This is a genomic window from uncultured Formosa sp., from assembly GCF_947500765.1.
Classification (GTDB): Bacteria; Bacteroidota; Bacteroidia; order Flavobacteriales; family Flavobacteriaceae; genus Formosa.
In genome coordinates this window covers 308,518-333,862 of record NZ_CANMTH010000004.1, presented here as the reverse complement: position 1 = coordinate 333,862, position 25,345 = coordinate 308,518, and the positions used below count along the sequence as shown (strand labels likewise).

29 protein-coding genes and 1 tRNA gene are annotated in these 25,345 nt (G+C 31.1%); 12 read left to right on the top strand and 18 right to left on the bottom strand.

Annotated features, from left to right (window positions below; all coding sequences use genetic code 11):
* Positions 1-300: 300 nt before the first annotated feature.
* The 8 genes from Q1B05_RS10385 to Q1B05_RS10350 form a co-directional block, all read right to left on the bottom strand.
* Positions 301-729, bottom strand: a complete 429-nt coding sequence (locus tag Q1B05_RS10385; RefSeq protein ID WP_299780360.1) for a hypothetical protein — start codon at positions 727-729, stop codon at positions 301-303.
* A 494-nt stretch (positions 730-1,223) separates the two neighbouring features.
* Positions 1,224-1,297: transfer RNA gene (locus Q1B05_RS10380), tRNA-Arg, on the bottom strand.
* 163 nt (positions 1,298-1,460) lie between these two features.
* Positions 1,461-1,736 carry an ATP-dependent Clp protease adaptor ClpS gene (locus tag Q1B05_RS10375; protein WP_299780358.1) on the bottom strand — a complete coding sequence of 92 codons (276 nt, stop codon included), beginning with the start codon at positions 1,734-1,736 and terminating at the stop codon, positions 1,461-1,463.
* A gap of 15 nt (positions 1,737-1,751) precedes the next feature.
* The gene (prmA, locus tag Q1B05_RS10370; protein WP_299780356.1) at positions 1,752-2,585 is read right to left on the bottom strand and encodes a 50S ribosomal protein L11 methyltransferase; all 834 of its coding nucleotides are present in this window, start codon (positions 2,583-2,585) and stop codon (positions 1,752-1,754) included.
* A gap of 344 nt (positions 2,586-2,929) precedes the next feature.
* Complete coding sequence (tpiA, locus tag Q1B05_RS10365) at positions 2,930-3,679, bottom strand: triose-phosphate isomerase (RefSeq protein WP_299780354.1); 750 nt, start codon at positions 3,677-3,679, stop codon at positions 2,930-2,932.
* Positions 3,680-3,700: 21 nt separating this feature from the next.
* Positions 3,701-4,777 carry an ABC transporter permease gene (locus Q1B05_RS10360; RefSeq protein ID WP_299780352.1) on the bottom strand — a complete coding sequence of 359 codons (1,077 nt, stop codon included), beginning with the start codon at positions 4,775-4,777 and terminating at the stop codon, positions 3,701-3,703.
* 10 nt (positions 4,778-4,787) lie between these two features.
* A complete protein-coding gene (locus Q1B05_RS10355) occupies positions 4,788-5,894 on the bottom strand; it encodes a BT_3928 family protein (protein WP_299780350.1) in 1,107 nt (368 codons plus the stop codon).
* A gap of 40 nt (positions 5,895-5,934) precedes the next feature.
* Positions 5,935-6,474, bottom strand: coding sequence for a DUF1599 domain-containing protein (locus Q1B05_RS10350; protein WP_299780348.1), 540 nt, complete (start codon positions 6,472-6,474; stop codon positions 5,935-5,937).
* Positions 6,475-6,586: 112 nt separating this feature from the next.
* Between Q1B05_RS10350 and folP the strand changes: the two genes are divergently transcribed.
* Genes folP through cdaA form a run of 3 tightly spaced genes read left to right on the top strand, consistent with a single transcriptional unit; the run spans position 6,587 to position 8,844 of the window.
* Positions 6,587-7,378, top strand: coding sequence for a dihydropteroate synthase (gene folP, locus Q1B05_RS10345; protein WP_299780468.1), 792 nt, complete (start codon positions 6,587-6,589; stop codon positions 7,376-7,378).
* A 1-nt stretch (position 7,379) separates the two neighbouring features.
* Positions 7,380-8,024, top strand: a complete 645-nt coding sequence (locus Q1B05_RS10340; protein ID WP_299780346.1) for a hypothetical protein — start codon at positions 7,380-7,382, stop codon at positions 8,022-8,024.
* 34 nt (positions 8,025-8,058) lie between these two features.
* Positions 8,059-8,844 (top strand): diadenylate cyclase CdaA, encoded by a 786-nt coding sequence (gene cdaA / locus Q1B05_RS10335; protein WP_299780344.1) that lies wholly within the window; start codon positions 8,059-8,061, stop codon positions 8,842-8,844.
* Here the strand turns inward: cdaA and Q1B05_RS10330 are convergent.
* Complete coding sequence (locus Q1B05_RS10330) at positions 8,841-10,607, bottom strand: ABC transporter ATP-binding protein (protein ID WP_299780342.1); 1,767 nt, start codon at positions 10,605-10,607, stop codon at positions 8,841-8,843. The two genes, cdaA and Q1B05_RS10330, sit on opposite strands and share 4 nt — an antisense overlap.
* Positions 10,608-11,351 carry a tRNA pseudouridine(38-40) synthase TruA gene (gene truA, locus Q1B05_RS10325; RefSeq protein ID WP_299780340.1) on the bottom strand — a complete coding sequence of 248 codons (744 nt, stop codon included), beginning with the start codon at positions 11,349-11,351 and terminating at the stop codon, positions 10,608-10,610.
* Between the two features lie 74 nt (positions 11,352-11,425).
* Here truA and Q1B05_RS10320 point away from each other — a divergent pair, with 74 nt between their 5' ends.
* On the top strand, positions 11,426-11,917 hold the full coding sequence (locus tag Q1B05_RS10320; RefSeq protein ID WP_299780338.1) for a metallophosphoesterase family protein: 492 nt from the start codon (positions 11,426-11,428) through the stop codon (positions 11,915-11,917).
* A 57-nt stretch (positions 11,918-11,974) separates the two neighbouring features.
* On the opposite strand, the gene Q1B05_RS10315 is transcribed toward Q1B05_RS10320, so the two are convergent.
* A complete protein-coding gene (locus Q1B05_RS10315; protein ID WP_299780336.1) occupies positions 11,975-12,385 on the bottom strand; it encodes a DUF4293 domain-containing protein in 411 nt (136 codons plus the stop codon).
* Between the two features lie 199 nt (positions 12,386-12,584).
* Between Q1B05_RS10315 and rho the strand changes: the two genes are divergently transcribed.
* The gene (gene rho, locus Q1B05_RS10310) at positions 12,585-14,339 is read left to right on the top strand and encodes a transcription termination factor Rho (RefSeq protein WP_299780334.1); all 1,755 of its coding nucleotides are present in this window, start codon (positions 12,585-12,587) and stop codon (positions 14,337-14,339) included.
* Positions 14,340-14,496: 157 nt separating this feature from the next.
* On the opposite strand, the gene Q1B05_RS10305 is transcribed toward rho, so the two are convergent.
* The 5 genes from Q1B05_RS10305 to Q1B05_RS10285 form a co-directional block, all read right to left on the bottom strand.
* Positions 14,497-15,519, bottom strand: coding sequence for a response regulator transcription factor (locus tag Q1B05_RS10305; RefSeq protein ID WP_299780332.1), 1,023 nt, complete (start codon positions 15,517-15,519; stop codon positions 14,497-14,499).
* Positions 15,520-15,580: 61 nt separating this feature from the next.
* Positions 15,581-15,718 (bottom strand): hypothetical protein, encoded by a 138-nt coding sequence (locus Q1B05_RS10300; protein WP_299780330.1) that lies wholly within the window; start codon positions 15,716-15,718, stop codon positions 15,581-15,583.
* Positions 15,719-15,946: 228 nt separating this feature from the next.
* Entirely contained in the window at positions 15,947-16,393 is a 447-nt protein-coding gene (locus Q1B05_RS10295) for a response regulator (RefSeq protein ID WP_299780328.1), read from the bottom strand.
* Between the two features lie 141 nt (positions 16,394-16,534).
* Positions 16,535-19,369 carry a PAS domain S-box protein gene (locus Q1B05_RS10290; RefSeq protein WP_299780326.1) on the bottom strand — a complete coding sequence of 945 codons (2,835 nt, stop codon included), beginning with the start codon at positions 19,367-19,369 and terminating at the stop codon, positions 16,535-16,537.
* A gap of 124 nt (positions 19,370-19,493) precedes the next feature.
* A complete protein-coding gene (locus tag Q1B05_RS10285; RefSeq protein WP_299780324.1) occupies positions 19,494-19,784 on the bottom strand; it encodes an HPF/RaiA family ribosome-associated protein in 291 nt (96 codons plus the stop codon).
* A 251-nt stretch (positions 19,785-20,035) separates the two neighbouring features.
* Here Q1B05_RS10285 and Q1B05_RS10280 point away from each other — a divergent pair, with 251 nt between their 5' ends.
* Positions 20,036-20,944 carry a YihY/virulence factor BrkB family protein gene (locus Q1B05_RS10280; protein WP_299780323.1) on the top strand — a complete coding sequence of 303 codons (909 nt, stop codon included), beginning with the start codon at positions 20,036-20,038 and terminating at the stop codon, positions 20,942-20,944.
* An 86-nt stretch (positions 20,945-21,030) separates the two neighbouring features.
* On the opposite strand, the gene Q1B05_RS10275 is transcribed toward Q1B05_RS10280, so the two are convergent.
* On the bottom strand, positions 21,031-21,216 hold the full coding sequence (locus tag Q1B05_RS10275) for a CsbD family protein (protein WP_299780322.1): 186 nt from the start codon (positions 21,214-21,216) through the stop codon (positions 21,031-21,033).
* 262 nt (positions 21,217-21,478) lie between these two features.
* Here Q1B05_RS10275 and Q1B05_RS10270 point away from each other — a divergent pair, with 262 nt between their 5' ends.
* From Q1B05_RS10270 to Q1B05_RS10245, 6 genes are all read left to right on the top strand, one after another.
* Positions 21,479-21,718, top strand: a complete 240-nt coding sequence (locus Q1B05_RS10270) for a Rho termination factor N-terminal domain-containing protein (protein ID WP_299780320.1) — start codon at positions 21,479-21,481, stop codon at positions 21,716-21,718.
* 43 nt (positions 21,719-21,761) lie between these two features.
* The gene (locus Q1B05_RS10265) at positions 21,762-22,799 is read left to right on the top strand and encodes an AI-2E family transporter (RefSeq protein WP_299780318.1); all 1,038 of its coding nucleotides are present in this window, start codon (positions 21,762-21,764) and stop codon (positions 22,797-22,799) included.
* A gap of 274 nt (positions 22,800-23,073) precedes the next feature.
* Positions 23,074-23,238: a DUF1328 family protein gene (locus Q1B05_RS10260; RefSeq protein ID WP_083495560.1), complete on the top strand. Its 165-nt coding sequence runs from the start codon at positions 23,074-23,076 to the stop codon at positions 23,236-23,238.
* A gap of 25 nt (positions 23,239-23,263) precedes the next feature.
* A complete protein-coding gene (locus Q1B05_RS10255) occupies positions 23,264-23,437 on the top strand; it encodes a hypothetical protein (RefSeq protein ID WP_299780315.1) in 174 nt (57 codons plus the stop codon).
* Positions 23,438-23,533: 96 nt separating this feature from the next.
* Entirely contained in the window at positions 23,534-23,881 is a 348-nt protein-coding gene (locus Q1B05_RS10250; protein ID WP_299780313.1) for a hypothetical protein, read from the top strand.
* Positions 23,882-24,003: 122 nt separating this feature from the next.
* The gene (locus Q1B05_RS10245; RefSeq protein ID WP_299780311.1) at positions 24,004-24,558 is read left to right on the top strand and encodes an AraC family transcriptional regulator; all 555 of its coding nucleotides are present in this window, start codon (positions 24,004-24,006) and stop codon (positions 24,556-24,558) included.
* Between the two features lie 84 nt (positions 24,559-24,642).
* Here Q1B05_RS10245 and Q1B05_RS10240 read toward each other — a convergent pair whose 3' ends face one another.
* The gene (locus tag Q1B05_RS10240; RefSeq protein ID WP_299780309.1) at positions 24,643-25,179 is read right to left on the bottom strand and encodes a lipid-binding SYLF domain-containing protein; all 537 of its coding nucleotides are present in this window, start codon (positions 25,177-25,179) and stop codon (positions 24,643-24,645) included.
* Positions 25,180-25,345: the final 166 nt, after the last annotated feature.

Below are 25,345 nucleotides of genomic sequence, written 5' to 3'. Positions count from 1 at the left end.
TGCAAGCCTTAAAAATTAAAACTCAGCGTATTTTTATGCTGGGTTTTTTTGTGCTAATTTTATATTTAAAACGATTTATTATTACATGTTTCTAGTAAAATTTTAAATCAGATTTAATTCATTAGAGCGTACATTATTTAAATAAAGATATTAATTAACTAAATCATTTTTTACAGTTTGTAATTCAAAATATGATATAGTTGCTGTTCTAATTTACCTAAAACAACAAAGCGTTCATGTTTGCCTCTATAGCTTACATGAACGCTTCTCTTTGTTAAGATTATGAATTTAAAATTACTACTATTCGATTAATAAGTCTTCAAGTGCTTTTAATTTTGTTTTATCTCCTTCTATTTCGAACGTTTCCGATTTCTTAAATAATACGGTTAATCCCCCTACAGCAGCTCCAACTCCAGCTCCTGCAGCAATTACAACAGGATCACCAGAAAAGAAACCAGCTCCAGTACCAGCTATAGCTCCAATAAGAACATTATTACCGCCAGAATATTTAGTTTTAATGGTTCCAATATCACTTGCAGGTATGTCTATTGTATTTCCTTTTCGTTCTAACTGAAGTGCTGATTCCGATATAGATAATATTCTTCCTTTATTAATTTTATTTCCTTGTAAATCGTATACACGAACAAAAATTTTCGTGTTTTCGAAAGTATTTTGAGCACAAAGATTAAGGCTAAAAATAAGAGTGAATGCAAAAAATAGATTTTTCATATGTTATAGTTCTTAATAGAATATTTCAGCTAAGATATTAAAAGAAAAGACTAAAAGGAAAATAAAACTACACTTTATCGTATTTAAGTGCTTTTTTATCGAAGAATATTGTGTTTAAGCTGATTTTATGACTAAGCATGGGTGAAGTAAAAATGAATTTAATATAGCTTTTACCCTTTTATGAAAGATTTCTTGATTATTAACTAGAGCTACTTGAGTTTGTTTTCAGAACTTCTGATATTTAGTTAATGTAATTAATAATGGTGAAGTTATATATTTCTATTTTGAAGAATGAAATGTAACTTGTTAAAGAAGGATGCAAAAGTGTTGTTTATGGCTTATGTATGTAACAGATTAAATTCAATACTAATAATCAAGACGAAATACAGTTGTGGGGAAAAGGGGAGTGGGTGAATGTAAATTTAATCTCTGCTTTTCTTGAAAACAGGAAATAAAAAAGGGTTTCAATTGCTTGAAACCCTTATAAACACTAGTGACCTCGACTGGATTCAAACCAGTAACCTCTTGAGCCGTAATCAAGTGCGCTATTCAGTTGCGCCACGAGGCCGTTTTTGTGGGTGCAAATATATGAGCTTTATTAGTGTTAACCAAATATTTTGAATGATTTTTTAACTTTTTTTCAACTTAAATTATAATCTAAAATAAGTGAATTATAATTTAAGAAAACAGACAGGACTAACAATTTGATAATCAGTTTGATTTAAAGCTATTTATATGATTTCTGCACTTAAACCCGCTTCTAGTAATTTTGAACAACGTGGTTCCAAATCTTTATACGGACCTGTTTTAACGGTGCATTTTCCTTTGTAATGCACAATTATTGAACATTGTTCTGCTTGTTCAGGCGTGTGATCGCAAGCAGAAATAAGGCTGTCTATAACATGATCAAAAGTATTTACTTCGTCATTATATAGTACAATTTCATTTTCATTTTTTGTTTGGGTTTCAACGAGAACCTCTTCTAATACTTCTTCCTTAGTGCTCATTTTTCAACTTTTTTACTAATTTAAAAATTTTAGAGCAACCCAATTATTTCGTTCTATTTTTTCGCTTAGTTTTAACATATTTTTAGTGCATTCTGCCTCAATTGTAGGAATATCATCGTTATAGAAACCGCTTAAAAATAATGCGCCGTCTTTATTTAAACAAGAAGCATAGGTTTTAATGTCGTTTAATAATATGTTTCTATTAATGTTTGCGATAATAATATCGTAGGTTTTTCCTGCTAATAAACTTGCGTCTCCTTCGTAAACTGTTATGTTTTTACCGTGGTTGCGCTCTACATTTTCAATGCTATTTAAATAACACCAATTATCTATATCTATAGCGTCTAATGTTTTTGCGCCTTTCATTTCTGCTAAAATGGCTAAAACTCCAGTTCCGCAGCCCATATCTAAAACAGATTTACCTTCAAAATCAGTTTTTAAAATATGTTGAATCATCATATGTGTGGTTTCATGATGTCCTGTTCCAAAACTCATTTTTGGTTCTATTATAATATCGTATTGCGTATCGAATTTATCATGAAATGGTGCACGAACAGCACAAACATCGTCAACAACTATTGGGTTAAAGTTCTTTTCCCATTCTTCATTCCAGTTGGTTTGTTCAATATCTTCAAAAGTATATGTAATTTCAAATTCATCAGAATTTAGAATTTGTATATCTTCAAGAATGTGTGCGTTCCATTCTTCCTTTTGTATATAGGCTGTTGCGCCTGTTTCTGTTTCAACAAAACTTTCGAATCCAGCATAGCCTAACTCAGCAATTAGTATTTCTACTCCAGGTTGTAAGGGAGTTACGTTAAAATCGTATCCTATATATATTTCTGCCATTTATTTTTTTTTCAAATTTACTAAGTATTACGCATATACTATTGCTTTAGTTGTAAAATTAGAGAGATATAAACAAAATTATTATTGTACTTGCATTGTTTATTCAAGTCAGTCTCTAGAACCATGCTAATTCGCTCTTGTAGACGTGCTAGTTTGCTTTGTTCTGATTTCGGTAGGTTTTGTACGGGTAGGTCGGTTGGGGCAATTTTAGCTTATTTTGCGTACTTGAATACGAAGATTAATGACTTGTATTAAGTTGGTAGGTAAAATAGTAAAGGGGTATACATAGAAAAAGGCTGTCTTTATTAATAAAGACAGCCTTTTTTTTATAATATGTGTTTAGCTTAAAAAGCATTTACAATGGCAAAGAAATCGTCTGCGTTTAATGCAGCACCTCCAATTAAACCACCATCTACATCTGGTTTAGAGAAAATTTCTTGAGCATTTCCTGGTTTTACACTTCCCCCGTATAAAATAGAAACACTGTCTGCAACATCTGCTCCGTATTTATCTGCTAATGTTTTTCTAATAAAAGCATGCATGTCTTGAGCTTGCTCTGGACTAGCAGTTTCTCCTGTTCCAATTGCCCAAACTGGTTCGTAGGCTAAAACAATATTTTTAAATGCATCAGCTTCTAAATGAAACAATGCATTTTTAATTTGGTTACCCACAACTGTTTCGTGGTTCTCAGATTTTCTGTCGGCTAATTCTTCACCAAAACAGAAAATAACACGCATATCGTTTGCTAAAGCAGCATCTGTTTTCTTTGCTAATAACTCGTCTGTTTCATTAAAATAAGCACGACGCTCACTATGACCTAAAATTACAGTTTTTACACCTACGCTTTTTAGCATGCTAGCACTAATTTCACCAGTATACGCTCCATTTTCTGCAAAGTGCATGTTTTGAGCAACTACTTCAATAGCACTATCTTTTAAGGAGTTAAATGCAGACCAAAGGTTTGTAAAAGTTGGTGCAACCATAACCTCTGCATCAGACGTTATTGTTTTCTGCTTCAGTGCTGTTAGCAACGTTTCTGTTTGTGCTAAATCATTATTCATTTTCCAATTTCCTGCAACGATGTTCTTTCTCATAATTTGTTATATTAAAAATTTTTATTGAAGTTTTACCTTTGGATCTAACCAAGCGTATATGATATCTACAAAAATATTGATTATTATGAATAAAAGTGCTATAATTAGCACAGAACCCATAATAACAGGTAAGTCTAAAGTGTTTAATGCGTTTACAATTTCTTTTCCTAAACCATTCCAACCAAAAACGTATTCTACAAAAACTGCTCCTGCTAGCATTGAGGCGAACCAACCGGAAATAGCTGTTACAACAGGGTTTAATGCGTTTTTTACGGCATGTTTTCTAATAATCTGAAATTCGGTTAATCCTTTTGCTCTTGCTGTTCTAATAAAATCTTGATTAAAAACTTCTAATAAAGAATTTCGCATAAGCTGAATAACAACTGCCAATGGGCGAATTCCTAAAACAATGGCAGGAAGAATTAAGTTTTTCCATTTAATATGCATGGCTTCTCCAAAATCATCTAATTCATATAGGCTACCTGTCATTTCTAAATGGGTGTATTTATGAAGTAGATAACCAAAAATCCAAGCGAATAGTATGGCACTAAAAAAGGAGGGTACACTCATGCCAATAGTGCTTAAAAACTGTATACTTTTGTCTATAAAGGTGTCTTTATATAAGGCTGAAATAATACCTAAAATAACACCAATAATAATGGCTATTATAATAGCAGAGACAGCTAAAACAAATGTATTTGGTAGGGTTTCTGCTAAAACACTGCTTACTTTTTTACCTTGTTTGGTGAACGATTCTCGTAAATATGGCAGTTTTAAGACGACTTGAGTTTCTCCTATTTTAAATAAAGAAGTGGCTGTATATTTTCCTTTTCGTAAAAAGGTGTAGTCTTTCGGGTTTAATGAATGAAAAGATAGTGGTGATAAATCGTTTACATAATATCCGAACTGAACGGTAATCGGTTTGTCAAAGCCATATTTTTGTTTAATAATAGCTAATTGCTGACTGTCTTCATTCTGACCCAACATCATTTGTGCAGGGTCTCCTGGTAAAACGTTAAATAAAAAAAAGATAACTGTAACTACCCCAAATAATGTGAGTAATGCATAAAATAATTTATTTAGAATGTAGTTTATCACAGTTGGTAGATTAATTCACTTTATTAAGATTTAAATTGTCTACATCGTTCCAGTGTACTTTTTGTATTACTGTGCCTTTTTCTAAGATTAGAATTCCGGGGTTGGAACGTACTATGGTTTTTAAAGCGGTTTCGTCTGAAAAGTAAAAGTCAAAATTAAAATGGAATTCTTCTTTAAATTTTTCTTGAATTTCATCTCCAGAAGCAGTTAATCCTATAACTCTATAACCGTTTTCAATAGCTTTGTCTGATGCATTTTTAATAGCTTGTAATCCGGGTTTTTCAGATTTTTCTAAGTTATAAGCAACTAATAAAACAACATGGTCATCGTGTAAAACATCTTCTGTAATATCTTCTCCATTACGTTCCATAGAAAAGTCATGAATTGGGGCTTCGTAACCGGGATCAATAACTTCGGTGTCTACACTAATAAAATCACCATCAATAGTAGGGTAGCTTCCTTTTGTGGTAACAACTTCTTCTTTACCGTTAACATTAAACGTCCACATATAATCTATGTCTGCTTTTGGAGCATCTTCAGGAACAATCATATTGTCCCATAAATTAGCACCAACGTTATAGGGTCTAAAATCTACTACAGGTAAGTGCATTAGTACATGGTATCCGAAACCTAAGCAGCCTATAAAGCCAAATAATGCTAAAATTGTAGTTTGAAAATTGCTGAATACAGGTTTTATAAAACGAATTCCTGAGAATATAATTAAGATAAATATTAATAGCACAACATCCTTGGAGAAGGTTTGCCAAGGGGTAAGTTTGATGGCATCTCCAAAACAACCACAATCTGTTACTTTATTAAAATAAGCAGAGTAGAAGGTTAGGAACGTAAAAAATAAAATCATAAGTAGTAAACTCCAAACGGTAAATTTTGGTTTGTAGCCTATAAGTAAAAAGATTCCTAAAAGGACTTCAAAAATTACAACTAAAATTGAAATGATTAAAGCGTAAGGCTCAAGAAAGGTTAGATTAAGGACTGCTGCGCTAAAATATTCTTCTAATTTTATTGAAAAACCAATCGGGTCGTTTAGTTTTATTAATCCTGAAATGATGAATAATACACCAACTAAAATTCTGCTTACACTTACTATCTTTTTCATAAATAAGGGATATTCTTTTTTGTCGCTTTATTGTTTTTGTTTATTTTGCATTTAAATGAATTAATGCAAACACCGAATAATTAATCATGTCTTGGTAGTTTGCATCGATGCCTTCACTTACCAAGGTTTTGCCTTTGTTGTCTTCAATTTGTTTAACACGAAGTAATTTTTGAAGAATTAAATCGGTTAATGAACTCACACGCATATCTCTCCAAGCTTCTCCATAATCATGGTTTTTATCCATCATTAACTGCTTGGTTTTTTCAATAATATTATCGTATAATTCAGATGCTTCAATAGTGCTTAAATCAGGTTGAGAGGCTACCCCTTTTTCTAATTGAATTAAAGCCATGATACAATAATTAATAATGCCAATAAATTCAGAAACTTCACCTTCATCAATTTTTCTAACTTCATTTTCTTGTAACCCTCGTATGCGTTGTGCTTTTATAAAAACCTGATCGGTTAATGATGGAAGTCTTAAAATACGCCAAGCGCAGCCATAATCTTGCATCTTGTTTACAAACAAGTTTCTACAAATGTTTATTACAGCGTCGTATTGTTTTGAGGTATCTTGCATAAATTGAATCGAATTTTCCGTAAATTTCGCACAATTTAATGGAATAACAAACTTTAAACATTTCTAATCTGTTTTGAATAAAACAATAAACTGCAAAGGTCAACTTATCGATATGTCATCCGCAAGTGTTATGGGGGTTTTAAACTTAACTCCAGACTCTTTTTATGATGGCGGAACCTATAAAAATGAAGCTGATATTATAACACAAGCTCAGTCTATGTTAGAATCAGGGGCTACTTTTATAGATGTTGGCGCCTATAGTTCTAGGCCTAACGCAGACCATGTTAGCGAGTCTGAAGAGTTAGCTCGTATTTTGCCTGTTGTAAAGTTGCTAGTTAAGACCTTTCCAGAGGCGATTTTGTCTATAGATACGTTTAGGAGTACTGTTGCTAAATCTTGTATAGAAGCAGGTGCAGCGATAATTAATGATATTTCTGCAGGACAATTAGATCCTTTAATGTTAGAAACTGTAGGTAAGTTAAAAGTGCCATATGTGATGATGCATATGTTGGGAACACCAAAAACCATGCAACAACACACTAATTATACCGATTTAATAAAAGATATGCTGTTCTATTTTTCTGAACGTATCGCTTTAGCAAGAGAACACGGCATAATAGATATTATAATAGATCCAGGTTTTGGATTCTCGAAAACCTTGCAACAAAATTTTGAGTTATTAAATAAATTAGAATTATTACATATCACTGGATTGCCAATGTTAGTTGGTGTTTCTAGAAAATCGATGATTTATAAAACTTTAGAAAGTACACCACAAGAAGCTTTAAATGGCACTACGGTAATTAATACAATTTGTCTTCAAAAAGGCGGTTCTATATTAAGAGTGCACGATGTTAAAGAAGCTATGGAATGTATAACGCTTATAAATGCTTTAAAACAATAATATGAAACAGTTATCTTTAATCCTTATTCTAGTATTGTGTTTTTCTTGTACAAACGATAAAGAATTGAAATTAGCAGAAATAGAACATTCTAAAATTACAGAGATTTTAGACGTTTCTCCAGCATACATTTTTTATAATACAAAAGCGGAAGATAGTGTCGAGTTAAATAAACAAAACTTAATTAGTACAACCAATTGGTTGGTGAATGTAGATAAGCGATTAACCTTAAAACAAGCTGTTCCTCTATTAATACGTTTACAGGAAAAAAAGCGAAATGCATCTCATAAAAAGAAAGGTGTAGAAAATTATTTTACAGCGTTTAATCCTAATATAAAAACGTTATGTTTTATTGAATTTACATATGTAAATTACGATTTAGAGACTAAGGTTGAAACATATTTAAAAACATTAGAAAACCAAGCAGAAGTGTTAACTTTTAATATGCAAGGCGTCACTTTCTTAGGAGAAACATATACTGTTAATGCTTTTGTCGATCATCTAAATTCTATGTCAAACGAGCGTCATGTATTTGTTTTGAATTTTGAAAATCAATTAACTTTTCAAGAGTATTTACATATAAAAGATTTACTTTTAACAGTTAAAAATCCGCAAGTATTAATACATACAACCGAATTTATATATTAATTACAGATTGTTACATTTATAAAAAAATAGTCCTTTGGAAATCTTTAGAGACCTTTTAAAATTTACATTAATAGATATTATTGATGTGTTTCTAGTCGCTTTATTACTCTACTATGTTTACAAACTGGTAAAAGGAACAGTGGCCATTAATATTTTTATAGGTATTGTTATTATTTACATTATTTGGAAGGTTACAGAAGCTTTACATATGCAATTGTTAAGTAATATTCTTGGAGGCTTTATTAGTGTAGGGATGTTTGCTTTAATTGTTGTTTTTCAGCAAGAACTCCGTAAGTTTTTGTTAATGATTGGATCTACAAATTTTAGTAAGAGCAGTCATTTGTTTAAACAGCTAAAATTTCTAAAAACAGAGAGTAGTGATAACACTAATATCGATGCAATTCTCTCTGCTTGTACTAAAATGGCATCGACAAATACAGGTGCTTTAATTGTTTTTGAACGTAATAATAATCTAGATTTCTTAGCGCATACGGGAGATGATATGAATATTAAGGTTACAGAACCAATTATAGAAAGTATTTTTTTTAAAAATAGTCCATTACACGATGGTGCTATCATTATCGCTGATAACATTATAAAAGCAACGCGTGTAATTTTACCCGTAAATAACGATAAAAATTTACCACAACGTTTTGGATTACGACACAGAGCAGCTGTAGGTGTTTGTGAAAAAACCGATGCTTTAGCGCTTGTTGTTAGTGAAGAAACTGGACAGATTTCTTATTTTAAAAACGGAGAATTTATAATGTTTGAAACCATTACAGAATTAAAAGAATTAATTAAAAACGATCTCGTTTAGGCCGAAATTTCTTTTATAAACTGTACTTCGTATAGGTTTTTGTAATACCCGTTTTCTGTTTTAAGAAGTTCGTTATGTGTACCTTGTTCTACAATTTTGCCAGCATCCATAACGATAATTTTATCGGCTTTAATAATAGTTGCTAAACGGTGAGCAATAACGATAGATGTTCTCCCTTTTGTGATTTTATCTGTCGCATTTTGAATGAGTTGTTCTGAATACGAATCTACAGAAGAAGTCGCTTCATCTAATACTAAAATACTTGGATTAGTAACATAAGCACGTAGAAACGAAATTAATTGTCGCTGACCAGAAGACAGCATAACACCACGCTCTTTAACGTTATAATTATAGCCGTTTGGTAAGCTCGAAATAAAATCGTGTACACCAATATCTTTAGCTGCTTGTGTGACTTGCTCTTCTGTAATATTTGGATTATTTAAGGTAATGTTGTTTAAAATAGTATCAGCAAACAAAAATACATCTTGAAGTACAACCGCAATTTGAGATCGTAAAGATTCTAAAGTAAACGTTTTAATATTTGTAGAATCTATATCAATTTCACCACTATCAATTTCATAAAAACGATTTAATAAGTTTATAATTGTCGATTTTCCAGCCCCAGTAGCTCCAACAATGGCTACGGTTTGTCCAGCTTTAACATCAAGCGAAATGTCTTTTAAAACCACTTCGTCTTCAATATAACTAAATCGTACGTTTTTAAACGAAATGTCTCCTTTAAACTGATTTGCAATTAAAGTTCCAGAATCATCAATTTGAGACCTCGTATCTATCACTTTAAAAACTCGTGTTGCTGCAACCATACCCATTTGAAAGGTGTTAAACTTATCTGCAATTTGGCGTAATGGTCTAAATAACATAGGAATCATCATTACAAAAGCCGTTAAATCTCCTAAAGACGATGAGTTTTGCATTACAGCATCTAAACCGCCATACCAAGCCACTAATCCAATAGTTATAGAACCGGAAAGTTCTGCGATAGGGAAGAAGATGGAGTTGTACCACACTGTTTTTAACCAGCCTTTTTTATGACGTTCGTTTATGGCTTTAAAGTGCTTGTATTCGGTTTTTTCACGTGTAAATAACTGTAGTATTTTCATTCCAGTAACACGTTCCTGAACAAAAGAATTTAAGTTAGAAATTTCTGTACGTACTTCTTCAAAAGCCTTCTTCATATATTTTTGAAAGATACGTGTGGCGTATAAAACCAATGGTAGCATTAAGAATACTATAATGCTTAGTTTCCAATTTATAAATACCATAACTCCTGCTACAACAACCATAGTTAAAGAGTCTCTAAAAATCATGAATAAACCTTCACCAAAAATATCGGCAATACGTTCCATATCGGTTACCGAACGGGTAATGAGTACGCCAACAGAAGAATTGTCGTAATACTTCATTTTAAAACGTAGCATATGGTTAAATAATTTTACACGAATATCTTTTACAACACTTTGTCCTAACCAACCCGAATAATATATAAATATAAGCTGAAAAAAGACTTCGAAGACCAAGAGCGCTAACATAATTAAAATGTACGGGAAGAAGCCTTCAAGTGTTTTAGTTGCAATATTATTATCTATAGCCTGCTGAAGAATATATGGTCTTAACGCACTAAAAAATGCTAATAAAACAACAGATATAAAAACCCCGAAAAATACTTTGTTGTACGGTTTTATATATTCTAAAAGACGTTTGAATAAACTAAGATTAAAATTATTTTTTTGTGTGGTATCCATTTATAATACTATCGATTCTGGGTAAATTATATGAGTTAAATACAGGCCTTTCGCAGGTACAGAATATCCTGCTTCGCTTCTGTTTTTAGACGAGATAATACGGTGAATATCGTCTACTTCAAGTTTTTCTAAACCAACATTTATTAAGGTGCCAACTATGGCACGAACCATGTTTCTTAAAAATCTATCGGCTGTAATTGTAAAGTGTAGTTCTGTTTCTACAACCTCTAAATTTACGGACATAATATTACAATTAAACGTTTTTACATCGGTATTCGTTTTAGAAAAGCACTGAAAATCTTTATAGTCCAATAACAAATTAGCAGCCGCAATCATGTTTTTTATATTTAATTTAGGTTTTACCCAATAGGCTGATTCAAAATTAAAAACATTTTTTTGTAATGCAATACGATAAAGATACGTTCTGCTTTCTGCATGAAAACGAGTGTGCGCATCTGGTTTTACTTTAAAAATACGGTGTAAAGCCACGTCTTTGGGTAAAAACGAATTTAATTTGTACAGTAATTCTGTATTGTTAAATTCTCCTTCAAAATCAAAGTGAGCAAACATTTGTTTTGCATGCACGCCCGTATCTGTTCTTCCAGCACCCATTATCTCAATTTTTTCTTTTAAAATTACAGATAAAGCGGTTTCTATAACCTCTTGTACAGAAATGGCATTAGGCTGGTTTTGCCAACCGTGATAAGCTGTTCCGTTGTAAGAAAGTTCTAAAAAATATCTCAAGAATAATCGTATTTTTGTTATTGAATCTACAAAGATAATTAGTTTTACTAGTTTGAACTCACAATATTCTCTTAATGACAAAAATCCTTTTACTATCTGATACGCATAGTTATATTGATGACGACGTATTGAAATATGTTAAACAAGCAGATGAGGTTTGGCATGCCGGTGATATAGGCGATTTAAAAGTAACAGATGCTATTGAAGCGTTAAAGCCACTTCGTGCCGTTTACGGGAATATAGATGATGCTAAAGTACGTCAAGTGTTTCCTGAAAATAATAGATTTATGTGTGAGGGCGTAGATGTTTGGATTACTCATATTGGTGGATATCCAAATAGATATAATGTATTGGTTAGAGATGAGATTTATAAGAATCCGCCACGACTTTTTATTTGTGGACACTCTCATATTTTAAAGGTAATGCCCGATAAAAAATTGAAATTATTACACATGAATCCAGGTGCTATTGGGAAATACGGATTTCATAAGGTGCGAACCATGTTACGCTTCACGATAGAAGGGACAGAGATAAAAGATTTAGAAGTAATAGAATTTAAAAAATAAAACCCGAAGCACAACCTCCGGGTTTTTACACGCACTAATACTACTAAGATATAAGGTTTAACGTAATCTATCTACAGATTTTACAAGATCTTCATCCTTCTTAATGGCCTTATTAGCTAACACTAATAACACGATAGAAATAATAGGAAGGAACATCCCAATACCTTTCTCTGAAACGTTAGTTTCTCCAGATATGTTTAGAGATTGATACACGAAAAACACTATTAAAAAAAAGTTTAATATAATGTTTAGGCGCCCCAATACAAATTGAAGCTTTCTATTTGAATACATAAATATAGATACTAAAGACAGTAGTGCCGATCCTAAAAATAAGGCTAAACACATCATGTTGTCTTTTGCAAATACTAAACTACCTTCTGTATCTGCCCATAAATTGAAGACAAATATAAGTCCGCCACTTATAATGGCTGCTAATAAAAGATATATAGTTTGTATGCGTTGTATCATTCGTTTTTTATAAACTAGATTACAAAAATAGCAGTTTCTTTGAGATTATTTATATAAAAAATTAAAATAAAAGTTGTATAATTGCAATAACAATGTACAACACTCTTTGTTTTAGATTGTTAATTCTTCAGAATAAGATTATATTTTCTTCAGAATAATTCAATATTTAAATTCTAATCAAATATTCAATTGAACATCAATGTTTGAAATCACTCAATTAAAAGAAATGAAACTTCCTGAGTTACAGGATATAGCAAAAAAATTAAATATCCCTAAGTTTCGTACTCTTAAAAAACTCGATTTAGTATATCAAGTATTAGATCATCAAGCGGCAAACCCTAAAGCGGTTATAGAAGCCAAAACAGATATAAAAGATACCGTAGCTCCTAAAGAAGAAGCACCAAAACCTAAACGTGAGCGTGTAAAAAAACGTGTTCCAGCAAAGGCGGTAAAACCAAATACAAGTACAGATACAACTCCTGAACCCGTTTCTGAAGTTGCCCCAGAAGTAGTCGCTTCTACTCCAGAAGAAAAGGATGTACCTAAAGCTACTCCTGTAAAAAGACAACCAGTACAACGAAAGCCTAATCCGAGGCCTGTAGCAGCAAAAGCTCCACAAGCAAAAGAAGATAAGCCAACGGTTGCAAGTAAAGATGATAAAACGCCAAATGTTCCTAAAAAGGAAAATCAGCCAAATCGTCCAAAACGAGAAAATCCAAATCAAAAGAAAGATTCTCCAAACCCAAGACAGAATAATAAATCTAATGGAAATCAACACCCTGTTAATAATAACGGCAACAAGGACACTAGAAACCGTTACAGAGAACCAGAATATGAGTTTGATGCCATTATTGAAAGTGAAGGTGTTTTAGATATTATGCAAGATGGTTATGGGTTTTTAAGATCGTCTGATTATAATTATTTATCATCTCCAGATGATATTTATGTGTCTCAATCTCAAATTCGTTTATTCGGATTAAAAACAGGAGATACTGTTTTAGGACAGGTAAGACCACCTAAAGAAGGAGAAAAATATTTCCCATTAATAAAAGTTAGTAAAATTAACGGTCAGCATCCTAATGTGGTTAGAGACCGTGTTTCTTTTGAACACTTAACACCTTTATTTCCTCAAGAAAAATTCATTTTAGCCGAAAAACAAAGTACAATTTCTACACGTATCATGGATTTATTTTGTCCAATAGGAAAAGGACAACGTGGTATGATTGTGTCGCAACCTAAAACAGGTAAAACAATGTTGTTAAAAGACATTGCAAATGCCATTGCAGCAAATCACCCAGAAGTGTATCAAATTATTTTATTAATTGATGAGCGTCCTGAAGAAGTTACAGATATGCAACGTAATGTACGTGGTGAAGTTGTAGCATCTACATTTGATAAAGAAGCACACGAGCACGTAAAAATTGCAAATATTGTTTTAGAAAAAGCGAAACGTTTAGTAGAATGTGGTCATGATGTCGTTATCTTATTAGACTCGATTACACGTTTAGCACGTGCTTATAACACAGTGCAACCCGCTTCTGGTAAAATATTAAGTGGAGGTGTAGATGCTAATGCATTACATAAACCAAAACGTTTCTTTGGTGCAGCTCGTAACATCGAAAATGGAGGATCGTTATCTATTATTGCTACAGCACTTACAGATACAGGTTCTAAAATGGACGAAGTTATTTTCGAAGAATTTAAAGGAACAGGTAACATGGAGCTACAATTAGACAGACGTATTGCTAACCGTAGAATTTTCCCTGCTATCGATTTAATATCTTCTAGTACACGTCGTGATGATATCTTATTAGACGAAACCACGATACAACGTATGTGGATTATGCGTAAATACCTAGCCGATATGAATCCGGTTGAAGCAATGGAATTTATTAACGATCGCTTTAAGAAAACCAAAAACAACGAAGAGTTTTTAATTTCTATGAATAGTTAGAGAAATACTCTTAATTGTATATAAACAAAAGCGGTCATCTAATTTAGATGACCGCTTTTGTTTTATTAAAAGAGTGAAGGTATTTGTTGTTCTAATATATTATAAAATGCAAAATCGCCCATACAATTAATTATATGGGCGATTTTTTATATATAGGTTATGCTGTTGCAGCTAACGAATTTTGGTTATCCTGGTATTGTTTAGGACTACAGTTATATTTTTCTTTAAATATTTTAGAAAAATAACTTCTGCTTGTTAATCCTACGGTGTACACAATTTCAGAAATATTTAAATCTGTTGTTTTTATAAGATTTTCAGCAGTTTCTACACGTACGTTTCTAATAAAATCTGTTACTGTTCTGTCATGTAATAATTTAAACCCTTCTTGTAATTTTGAAGGTGTTAATCCTGATTTTGTACTTAAATACTTTAAAGTGTATTGTTTTTCAGGATAGTTTGTTATAAACAGAGATACATCTTTAACCGTTTCCATTTCCTCTTTATTTAACGATCCAAATCTATTTTTAGCAAACTCGACATCGTCTGTATGTTGTTGAATTTCTAGTGCTAAAATAGTTTGTACAGTACTTTCTATTAACAAACGTCTAACCACACCTTGTTGACTAATTGCTTCTAATTGCTTAATTTTTTCCAATATTTTAAGGTTGTAAGACCCAAAATACATAAAATGAGGTGTGTTGTTATTACTAGTGAAAATCTGATTTAGTTTAGAGTTTAAATCATTATTCGCTAAAGACACATCATCAGTACTAACGACAATTGTAGAGAAATTGAATGCCGTATCTTTTACAAAATGATATACATTATTTACTGTTTCTCCACTTCTTACTATAGCTGTTTGGAATGCATCTAACGTATTTGTTTTTCCTGTAAGAGAAAAACTGTGTTCTACATGCCCCTCAGAACAATATGTGAAATATATAGGAGAAGATTTTAATATGGTATTTACTAATTTAAAATCTTTTTTAAACTCTATATCGAAAGCAATATAGGTAATGCTTTTTTTAATACTTACGGCGCTAATTGTACCCACAGCCAAATTATTATCTACCGTTAGCACGTATTCTTTATTTATAGAAGAAGTTGTACCTCCAAGGTGTTCTTGAAGATCGTTAATCATTTTACGGGCAGTTGTCGATTTTATATATAATGTTTCCATAAGATTCTAAATTGAGTTTAAAAGGTGATTGATTTTTTTGCTGGTTACTCTATTATTTATATTACTTGGTTTTTAACCCAGTAACAATTGTACGAGAATTATCTATTCTATTTAGAAGTCCATTAAAATTAAATGTTTTAATATGTGATGGCTTCATTACTTTTCCTATACGTGCATTTTGATTTGAAGTCGGTTTCATATTTTGAAATAGTTTTTTGGTTATTGATACTTCAAAATTCGAGAAATTGTAAAGGTTTCGTGTTACATAATTTTTAGGGAGTGTTATATAATTTTATGATTTTAAGCTTAATTTGTTGATTTTAAGAAGCTTGTGTTTCGTGTGTAAAAATGAAAAAAGCTCAAAAGTTAACAATTATTAACATTTTGAGCTTTTTTTTTATGTCTAAAAATTAATTTTAATAAGTCTTTAAAGACGCATTATAAAGTTTTCTTTGTTGAGGTTAGAGGTGTTATACTGCCAATTAATTTGAAGTACTTTTTCTATTACAGACTTTAATTTACTAAAATCGTTGGGTTTGTTAATGTATATATTCGCACCGTTTATAAAGGTTTCATTAATATCATTTTCTGAAGATGATGTAGAATAAATGGCGACAGACAAATCTTTAAGATGACTTGTGTTACGTATTTCTTGTAAACATTCTAATCCGTTTTTTATGGGCATATTTAAATCTAAAAATACGACTTGTGGTAGAATTGTTTTTGGGAGTAGCAAAAAATCCATAAAATGTTGTCCATTTTCGAACATGGACAGTTCCGTTTTAATCTGAATTTGGTCTATTGCTTCTTTAAATAGAAAACGATCATCTTCATCGTCATCTACTAATGCGACTTTTAGTTTTTGTAAGTTCATAAAAACAATTCAAATTTATAACAAGAGCATGGTGTTAAGGATGTTATAAATTACTTTAAGTTAAATTCTTATTAATTAAATAGGGATATATGTAAAGTCTAAATTTACAAATTAAATCTGTTTAATTTTAAAAAATAATAATTACAAAGAAGATATGTCTGTAGGGATGTAAATATTGAAAGTCACACCTTTGTTTTCCTCACCTTTAGCGAATATAAAACCGTCATGATTCTCAACAATTTTTTTAACAATAGCCAGTCCAATGCCTGTACCTTCGTAAGTTGTTCTTGTGTGTAAACGTTCAAAAACATCAAAGATTTGTTCGCTGTATTGTTGGGCGAATCCGATACCATTATCAGAGACTTTAATATGGCAATACTCACCATCTGCTACAAGTTGTTCTAATTTAAACGCAGATCCTTTATCTATAATACTATCTATTTTAATAACAGGAGGTACACCTTCTTGAGCAAATTTTATAGAATTACTAATTAAATTATTCATAAGTTGTATAAACTGGAATGGAATAATATACACGGAGCATAAATTACCAATTTCTAAAGTGACTTGATTGTCTTTAATTAATTCTTTTAAATCGATTTTAACTTCATCTAGAACCGTATTTAAATCTGTTTTTTCAAAAGCACGGGTAGATGTGTTTGTTCTGGAATAGGTTAATAAGTCTTTAATTAGAACTTGCATTCTATGTGCAGAATTTTGCATTCTGTTAAAATATTCGGTTCCAGTCTCTGATAAATTATCCTTTTCTAATTCTAAAATTCGTGACGAAAAAATCTGAATTTTACGTAAAGGTTCTTGCAAATCATGACTAGAAATATATGCGAATGATTGTAGCTCTTCGTTCATACGCTGTAATTCTTCAACAGAATTTTCTAGTTTAGAATTTGCTTCTCCTAATAGTTTTGTACGGTCTTTTACTTGGCGTTCTAGTTCTTGTAAAAACATTTTTTGATCTTGAATGTCTGTACTTGTTCCTACCCAACGCTGTATGTTCCCATTATCATCCCGTTGTGGTATTGCACGACTCAACTGCCATCGGTATTGTCCGTCATGTCTTAAAAATCGATGTTCAAATAAGAAATCTTCACCTGTTCTTATGGCTTCTAACCATAGTGCAACATTTTCATCCTTATCGTCAGGATGTACTATTGTTAACCAATTAGATGGGTTTAAAGTTTCTTTTGTATACCCTGTATATTCGTATACCGTTTTGTTGTAGTAGTCTAACTCGCCATCTGTCTTTGCTGTCCAAATTTGCTGAGGCATAGAATCTGCTAAAAGTCTGAATTTCTGTTCGTTTTCTATCAGTTGTTTTTCGTTGTTCTTTTCTAATGTTATTTCTTTAAGTGTTCCAAATACTTTTCTAGGGACTCCATTATTGTCAAAAAACACTTTTCCGTGTGTACGAATCCAAATAATAGAATTATCTTTTTTACGTGAACGTACTTCGTAAAAATAGGTTCCAGTTTTTAATGCAGAATCAAATGCGGGCAGTAAAATATTGTCTAGATCTTCTTTTAAAGTTCTACTTCTAATAAAGGCTTTTGTTAATACAGTGTCTTCAGAATAACCAAGAATAGTTGGTAAACGTTTACTGTAAGAGATGCGATTGTCTTCTAAATCGAGTTCCCAAGTGGCAAGATCTGCTGCTTCAGTTGCAACACGTAAACGGGTTTCTGTTTTTTCAATTTTTTTCCTAGACATTACTTTTTCAGTAACATCTACAGCTGTTATAATTAGTCCTGTTATTCTGTTTTTATGTTCAATTATAGGTGAATAATCAAAATCGAAATAAAAATCTCTAACACCATCATTTCCTTCTATAATAGCATGAGCTTCTTTCTCGTTATGAGATATTCCTGACTGAAATACATTATCTAAAAGGATGGGGAATTTTTGATCTTTTAATTCAGGAAAAAGTTCTAACAAAGGTCTGTCTATACACTCTTCTAAATCTTTTCTCCAAATATCCTTTAGCATGGTTTTGTTAGCCATTTTAATAACATGATTTGGGCCATGAAATACAGCAATAGGAATAGGACTTTGTAAGATTACATTTTTGAATTTATTTTCGCTTTCTAAAACACTTTGTTTAGCAATTACAGAATCTGTGACTTCTAATGTTGCTAAAATTAGGCTAGAAATATTTTCGTTTACATCTTTTATAGCTTCACCTAAAAAATTAAAATAAAAGGTTTTAGGAGTGCCGTTTTTATGTATACGTACAGGAATATCTGTTAACTGAAAATTCTCACCAGTTTCAAATGCTTTTAGAATTTCTTGTTTTAAATTGAAAGAAGTCTCTGGTATTGCATTTTCAAAAATATCACCAATATTAAAGAAATGATTATCATTAAATAACTGTTTGTATTTTTTATTAACCGTATCTATTGTCTTTGTTTTTGCCGATATAATTAGTACGCCTATAGGGGCTTGTTTAACAATATTTACAAATCGGGCAGTTAATTTATTTACTTTTTTGTTTGCTTTAATTTGTAACGTTTGGTCTTGACAATGTGCTAAAACACCTAATGTTTCATGTCTGTTAGCTTGTATTGTAGAGAAGTTAAATGTCCAATAGGTTTTAATTCGATTAGAGGTCTTAAATTCTATAGCTTCTAGAATAGTAGGTTTGCCTAAATTAAACGTGTCTTCTATAGGGGAAATTAATTCTGAAAATACTTCAGGATTTATTAATCTAAATGATTGTCCTAAATAAGTGTGCTCATCATCTTTGAAAAAAGCTTTGTGAAATGCAGCGTTATAAAAAAACAGTACCTCTGTTCCCCAACATAAAAATTGAGGTTTTTCACTTTTCAGAATCAAGTTTAAAGTAAAAATTAAATACTGAGGCCAAGTTTCTATAGTTCCTAATATAGAGGAAGCATAGGACTTGGAGTTTAATAGGTTTCCTATTTCAGAATTTACAAGTAATTCGTTTTTGTGTGTATTCATACTTTAAAACTAATGTCTACATGTTTTAAATTTAATAGTCTTTTAAAACATAGATAGAATATTCTGTATTACAGATTTATTAAGAGTTCAAGGTAAAAAAAAATCTTGTATTGTATTTGTGCGATTAATTTTTTTCAGAGGTATCTTTTAATTTAGATTCTAATGCAAGCGATGTTTTTTTAATAGCTATTTCTATAGAAGCCTCTTCAGCAATGGCATAGATTATCGATTCCATTGTGTTTAATTTTATTTTGCATACATTGTCTTGAAGGTGTGATTTATTTTTAACCTTGAAAAATACATGTGCACCTAAAACTATTGGGAATTTTTTCGCAAGCGGATTTAAATGCTCTTCAACTAAATATTCGAAATAATTATTTTTAGGTATGTTCACATATTCAAATTGTAATTCCATAACCTTTATTGTTTTAGTTTAATTTAAAGTGTAATCTGATATAATTTGTACTGCTAAAATATGATTAGGATAACACAAATTCAGATTATTTATCTTGTCAAAATTAAGGTTTAAAGATAGATTGCTTTGACTTAATCGCATTTTAGATGTGCTCGAATCGTAATTTTTTGTTAAATTTTATTTGAGTTAACATCCATATTTTAGGGTGCATTTTATTCCTTATTTTTGAAGTTTAAAAGCAGTATATAACTATGGATCATGTCTTTCAAAATAAATTAAAACTTAAAGATGTACCTTTTTTGTTTAAAGAAACCTTTAATAGATGGTTAGAGAGTGATCCATGGCGTTTAAGTGCCATTATTGCATATTATTCCATTTTATCACTACCAGGGCTTTTAGTTATTATTATAAATGTAATTGGTTCGGTTTGGGGGGCTGAGATTGTTGAAGGTGAATTAACAAAGCAAATCTCTGAAATTTTAGGAAGCGATGCTGCGTCTTCGATACAAACTATGATTGCCGAGACTCAAAACTCTGAGAATAATCTATGGTCTACAATTGTTGGTGTTGCGACTTTACTATTTGGAGCCACAGGAGTGTTTTATCAATTGCAATTATCTTTAAATGATGTTTGGGATATTGAGATGAAACCAGGGTCTAATTTTACTCGTATTTTATTAAGTCGTGTACGTAGTTTTGCTTTTATTCTAGTTGTAGGTTTTTTGCTGTTAGTGAGTCTTATGGTGTCGGCTAGTATTTCAATATTAAATAGTTATATCCAAAAAATATTTCCAGATGTGGTTTTATACGCTGCTTATGTAATAGACTTAAGTTTATCGTTAACCATAATATCTGCACTGTTTTCGCTTATGTTTAAATATTTACCCAATGCAAAAATACCATGGAAAAGTGTATGGTCTGGCGGATTTTTAACTGCTGTTTTATTTGTTATCGGGCAATCTTTATTGGGGTATTATTTTTCGAAAGCAGATCCAGGTTCTACTTACGGAGCAGCAGGAACTGTAGTTTTAATATTACTTTGGGTATCTTATTCTTGTCTTATTCTGTTTTTTGGAGCCCAGTTTACTTGGGTATATGCTAAACATTATACCATAGATATTACTCCTACAGCTCATGCCAGATTAAAAACAAAGGCATAAAAATATAATTAATTGCACATTAAAAAGCCTCGTTTAATATTATATTAAACGAGGCTCACCTTTTTTAAAATTAGCTAACAAAAAAATTACCAATTATTTATTTCGTCTTGAAGTTCTTCTTTGGTTTTTCCTGTTTTTTCTTGAAGTTTTCCAATCATTTCGTCGAATTTACCTTCAGAGTATGTTAAATCGTCTTCGGTAACTTTACCATATTTTTGTTTAAACTGACCTTTAACTTGTTTCCATTTTCCTTCTAATTGATCTTTGTTCATGACTTTGTTTTTATGGTTAATACTGGTGTAAAATTACTTGAAACCTAAAGAGTCGATTAGCTGTTTTACTTTAATTTTTAATCCAATCGAGATCTACTATTTTTATAAGTTATTTGTATTTATTACATAGAGTTGAGTGTAAAATTTTAAGCTGTTAGTTTATTTTTTTTATAGAGTGGTTGAGCTAATAATTGATGGTTTAGCATTAATTTATATAAAAATATCTCTCGAAATTTGATTTAGAAGAGTTAATAACATTATTATGAATAGATCAAGAATAAAAAATGAAGCACAATATGATGCTTTAAGAGATAAAGGGTATAGTAAAGAAAAATCTGCAAGAATAGCAAATGCTCCTAATTCAGGAACACATGGCGGAGAAGCTTCTGCTTATGAAGACCGTACAAAATCCGAATTATATAATCAGGCTAAAAAAATAGATATTCAAGGTCGCTCAACGATGAATAAAAAGGAATTAATTTCAGCCTTGCGTAACCATTAAATCAATACATTTATATAGGAACTCACATTATTACTACAATCATATGCATAAAAAAATATCTCCAAGTATAATAAGACAAATTTTTATTTTGTTGCTTATATGTTCTTTTGCTCTTATGATATTTATGGAGTTAATTCCATATTTATCGGGTATTCTAGGGGCAATTACGTTCTTTGTTCTTTTACAAAGACCTATGAAGTTTTTGTTGAAAAAAGGATGGAAACCATCCTTAGCAGCAGCATTATTATTGTTTCTGTCTTTTATAGGGATTCTTATTCCTATAACAGTAACACTTCTCTTATTGGGAAGCCGCGTAGAGAAAGCTGTATCTAAATCTGAAGATTTTATAAAAACAATAAAAGATCAGGTATTTACTTGGGAGCATGAATTAGGTTATCAATTTACTTCAAAAATAGATGCTACATCTATTTCTAGTTGGCTTTCAGATAATGTTCCAGATTTTCTTGGAAGTACATTTAATATGATTATAGGTATAGCTATAATGTATGTTATGTTATATTTTATGCTTAGTAATCGGAAGGCATTACAGAAAGCCATGTTGGATTATATTCCTATAGGTAACGATAATTTACGTGTTATTGGTCGTGATAGTTTGGCTATGGTAAAATCGAATGCAATTGGTATTCCTTTGGTTGCCTTTGCACAAGGAATTGTAGCTTTAATAGGTTTTCTTATTTTTAATATTCAAGATCCTTTTTTCTGGTCATTGATTGTTTTTGTAGGTTCAATGATTCCGTTTGTGGGAACTTTAATAGGAACCTTACCTGTATTTGTACTGTCTCTTATAAATGGTAACGATACTCAAGCTTGGGGGATTTTAATATATGGATTAGTTGTAATTAGCTCTACCGATAATTTACTTCGTCTATTTATTTTGAAACGTTTAGATGATGTGCATCCGTTAATTACCCTTTTTGGAGTGTTGGTTGGTGTACCTCTATTTGGATTTATCGGACTCGTTTTTGGCCCCTTATTAATTAGTTTATTTTTACTTGTCTTACGTATTTATAAAGAAAAGTATGGACAGGAAAATCCTAATACAGACGGTATGCGTTTGTAATTAAATTTAAATAAAAAATAATGTATTAAAGTCTGAGCATGTGTTTAATTCTTGCTCAGATTTTTTTTATTTATAATAGTTGTTTTAAATCGTTGTTTAGATATTAAAAGCGTGGTAAGTCCTGTAAATGCTTGTAAATATGCGGGTTGCTTTATTTGCGTTAAGTTTAGAATTGATACAGTTAAGTGGTCTTTTACTTCTGTAATATCTTTACAGTAAGGAAATGATATAACAATTATTTCAAATTAATATTAACCATTTAAAACCATATATTATGCTACGTTGGACAGTAACATTCGTAATTTTAGCAATAGTCGCCGCAATTTTTGGATTCGGTGGAATAGCAGCAGGAGCTGCAGGAATTGCAAAAATATTATTCTTTATATTTTTAGTGCTATTTGTTATTTCACTCTTTACAGGGCGAAATACAATTAAGTAATCAATAACCATTTAAAACCACAACAATGAAAAAATCAGCTTATATATTTTTAATTGCTATAGCAATGACAGCGTCTTTATCAACATTTACAAGTTGTAGAGACCAAAAAACTACAGGAGATAAAATCAAGGATGTCGCCGATGATGTTGGAGACGGTATTGAAGATGCTGCCGACGACGTTGAAGACGCCGTAGATTAAAAAAGAAAGACAAAATATTTACTTTCTATTTATCATTAAAAAGGGCGTGTTCTCAGGAATATGCCCTTTTTTTATTAATCTTAAAAACAAAACATTATGATTATTTCAGACGAATTCGCTAAGCATGAAACGGATTTTATAACGAAGTACCAAAAGAAAGGTTATACTTCAAATTACCGTGTTAATGGAGATGTTTTAGTCGATTTAGATACCAAAGAAACCTTTAGCACAGATGAGGTGAAAGTTGTTGCAGAACATCGTTACGAGGGAATGAGTAATCCTTCAGACATGTCTATTTTGTATGTGATAGAAACTCCAATGGATTCTAAAGGAACCTTTTTAACAGGCTTCGGACCTTCGGCAAATTTAGAAGAAGCTGAATTTTTTAAAGCTATACCAGAAGAAAATTATTCAGAGAAGTCGAATATTTTATCAAGTGATTAATTGAAAAGTGAGTTGCACATCGTATTCTTTTTTTTATTTAATGTGGTATGAAATACAAATATTAAATACATAACATGACAAAGATATTTGTATTTTGCCGAGGTTATTATTAAAGAAGAAATATGAAATTATTCGTTAAATTCGATTACCAAGTAGTTTGTAAACGTGTGTTAGAAGCACAACTTAATGCTTTGCAAATTCCATTTACATTAAACGGAATTGGAGAAATTGAATTGGCTTCAAGTTTAAAACAAGATAAAAAAGAAGCTCTAATTTCAGGGTTAGAATTTTATGGAATAGAAATTATTCAAGACGAAAAAGATGTATTGGTACAGCGTATTAAAGATCTTGTTTCTGAAATGATTTATAATTACGATGAAGATAAAGCGTATAATACGTCTACTATGCTTTCAGAGAAATTGAATTACTCCTACAGTTACTTGTCGGCAGTCTTTTCTGAAGTAACTTATTCTTCAATCGAGAATTTCGTCATTTTAAAAAAGATAGATTATGCAAAAGAACTCATGTCTAGTAATAAAAATTTAACATTAACAGAAATAGCACACCGGTTGCAATACAGCAGTGTCGCACATTTGTCTGGACAGTTTAAAAAAATAACAGGATTAACACCATCTAGTTTTCAGAAAATTATAATTAAACGTAGAGAACGTATTTAACTTTATTTTTTGAAATAATTTAATATAAAAAGGGTTCAATATTTAAAATATTGAACCCTTTTTATGTTTGAGTATCTGTTTTAATTATTCGAATGCCTTATAACTGAATTTTTGACCTCCAACAGATGCTTCAGCCATTAATCCGGCTTTAGAATGTGTAAACACCGCAACACCGTCTTTGTATTTTGCATCTAAGCTTTCTCCCGATTTTAAAGCGACAGCAGAAACACCTGCATCGAATTCGAATTTTCCTTCTTTAAATTTTTCAACATCTTCTAGTTTTTCAAAAAATATAACTTCAATTAAAGCTTGCCCTCCAGCTTGTAAACCAATACTAACTTCTTTTAAACCGGCCATGCCTTTTTTTTGTCCGTATTGATATAATACTCCATTCCCGGAAGCACCACCAATAATAAACCCACCTTTACCTACATTAGGAAATATTACACAACCAGCAGATTTGTCGAAAAAATCTTTTAACTCAGGATTAACATCTAAAAGTGTTTTTACAGCAGCATCAGATTCTTCAATTACCTTCATGTCTTTTTTACTTTGTGCATTTACCGCAACAGACATACTGCATATAACCAACAAGACAAATAAATTTTTTAAGATCTTCATAATGTTTTTTAGTTTAAATTAATTCTATTTAAAATACTATGTTTTCTATTGTAAAGGGAATTTAAACGTTAATCGGATAGATTTCTTAGGTAAACGTCCTGAGTTGTGTAATGTATTGTTATTCAGTAGTATTGTGTGGCGGTTTTGAAGCGGGTAATTTTGCTAA

Coding starts and splice junctions, on each gene's coding strand:
- Q1B05_RS10385 (WP_299780360.1), bottom strand. CDS start 729: ATGAAAAATCTATTTTTTGCATTCACTCTTATTTTTAGCCTTAATCTT.
- Q1B05_RS10375 (WP_299780358.1), bottom strand. CDS start 1,736: ATGAGCACTAAGGAAGAAGTATTAGAAGAGGTTCTCGTTGAAACCCAA.
- prmA (WP_299780356.1), bottom strand. CDS start 2,585: ATGGCAGAAATATATATAGGATACGATTTTAACGTAACTCCCTTACAA.
- tpiA (WP_299780354.1), bottom strand. CDS start 3,679: ATGAGAAAGAACATCGTTGCAGGAAATTGGAAAATGAATAATGATTTA.
- Q1B05_RS10355 (WP_299780350.1), bottom strand. CDS start 5,894: ATGAAAAAGATAGTAAGTGTAAGCAGAATTTTAGTTGGTGTATTATTC.
- Q1B05_RS10350 (WP_299780348.1), bottom strand. CDS start 6,474: ATGCAAGATACCTCAAAACAATACGACGCTGTAATAAACATTTGTAGA.
- folP (WP_299780468.1), top strand. CDS start 6,587: ATGTCATCCGCAAGTGTTATGGGGGTTTTAAACTTAACTCCAGACTCT.
- Q1B05_RS10340 (WP_299780346.1), top strand. CDS start 7,380: ATGAAACAGTTATCTTTAATCCTTATTCTAGTATTGTGTTTTTCTTGT.
- Q1B05_RS10330 (WP_299780342.1), bottom strand. CDS start 10,607: ATGGATACCACACAAAAAAATAATTTTAATCTTAGTTTATTCAAACGT.
- Q1B05_RS10320 (WP_299780338.1), top strand. CDS start 11,426: ATGACAAAAATCCTTTTACTATCTGATACGCATAGTTATATTGATGAC.
- Q1B05_RS10315 (WP_299780336.1), bottom strand. CDS start 12,385: ATGATACAACGCATACAAACTATATATCTTTTATTAGCAGCCATTATA.
- rho (WP_299780334.1), top strand. CDS start 12,585: ATGTTTGAAATCACTCAATTAAAAGAAATGAAACTTCCTGAGTTACAG.
- Q1B05_RS10305 (WP_299780332.1), bottom strand. CDS start 15,519: ATGGAAACATTATATATAAAATCGACAACTGCCCGTAAAATGATTAAC.
- Q1B05_RS10300 (WP_299780330.1), bottom strand. CDS start 15,718: ATGAAACCGACTTCAAATCAAAATGCACGTATAGGAAAAGTAATGAAG.
- Q1B05_RS10295 (WP_299780328.1), bottom strand. CDS start 16,393: ATGAACTTACAAAAACTAAAAGTCGCATTAGTAGATGACGATGAAGAT.
- Q1B05_RS10290 (WP_299780326.1), bottom strand. CDS start 19,369: ATGAATACACACAAAAACGAATTACTTGTAAATTCTGAAATAGGAAAC.
- Q1B05_RS10285 (WP_299780324.1), bottom strand. CDS start 19,784: ATGGAATTACAATTTGAATATGTGAACATACCTAAAAATAATTATTTC.
- Q1B05_RS10280 (WP_299780323.1), top strand. CDS start 20,036: ATGGATCATGTCTTTCAAAATAAATTAAAACTTAAAGATGTACCTTTT.
- Q1B05_RS10275 (WP_299780322.1), bottom strand. CDS start 21,216: ATGAACAAAGATCAATTAGAAGGAAAATGGAAACAAGTTAAAGGTCAG.
- Q1B05_RS10270 (WP_299780320.1), top strand. CDS start 21,479: ATGAATAGATCAAGAATAAAAAATGAAGCACAATATGATGCTTTAAGA.
- Q1B05_RS10265 (WP_299780318.1), top strand. CDS start 21,762: ATGCATAAAAAAATATCTCCAAGTATAATAAGACAAATTTTTATTTTG.
- Q1B05_RS10260 (WP_083495560.1), top strand. CDS start 23,074: ATGCTACGTTGGACAGTAACATTCGTAATTTTAGCAATAGTCGCCGCA.
- Q1B05_RS10255 (WP_299780315.1), top strand. CDS start 23,264: ATGAAAAAATCAGCTTATATATTTTTAATTGCTATAGCAATGACAGCG.
- Q1B05_RS10250 (WP_299780313.1), top strand. CDS start 23,534: ATGATTATTTCAGACGAATTCGCTAAGCATGAAACGGATTTTATAACG.
- Q1B05_RS10245 (WP_299780311.1), top strand. CDS start 24,004: ATGAAATTATTCGTTAAATTCGATTACCAAGTAGTTTGTAAACGTGTG.
- Q1B05_RS10240 (WP_299780309.1), bottom strand. CDS start 25,179: ATGAAGATCTTAAAAAATTTATTTGTCTTGTTGGTTATATGCAGTATG.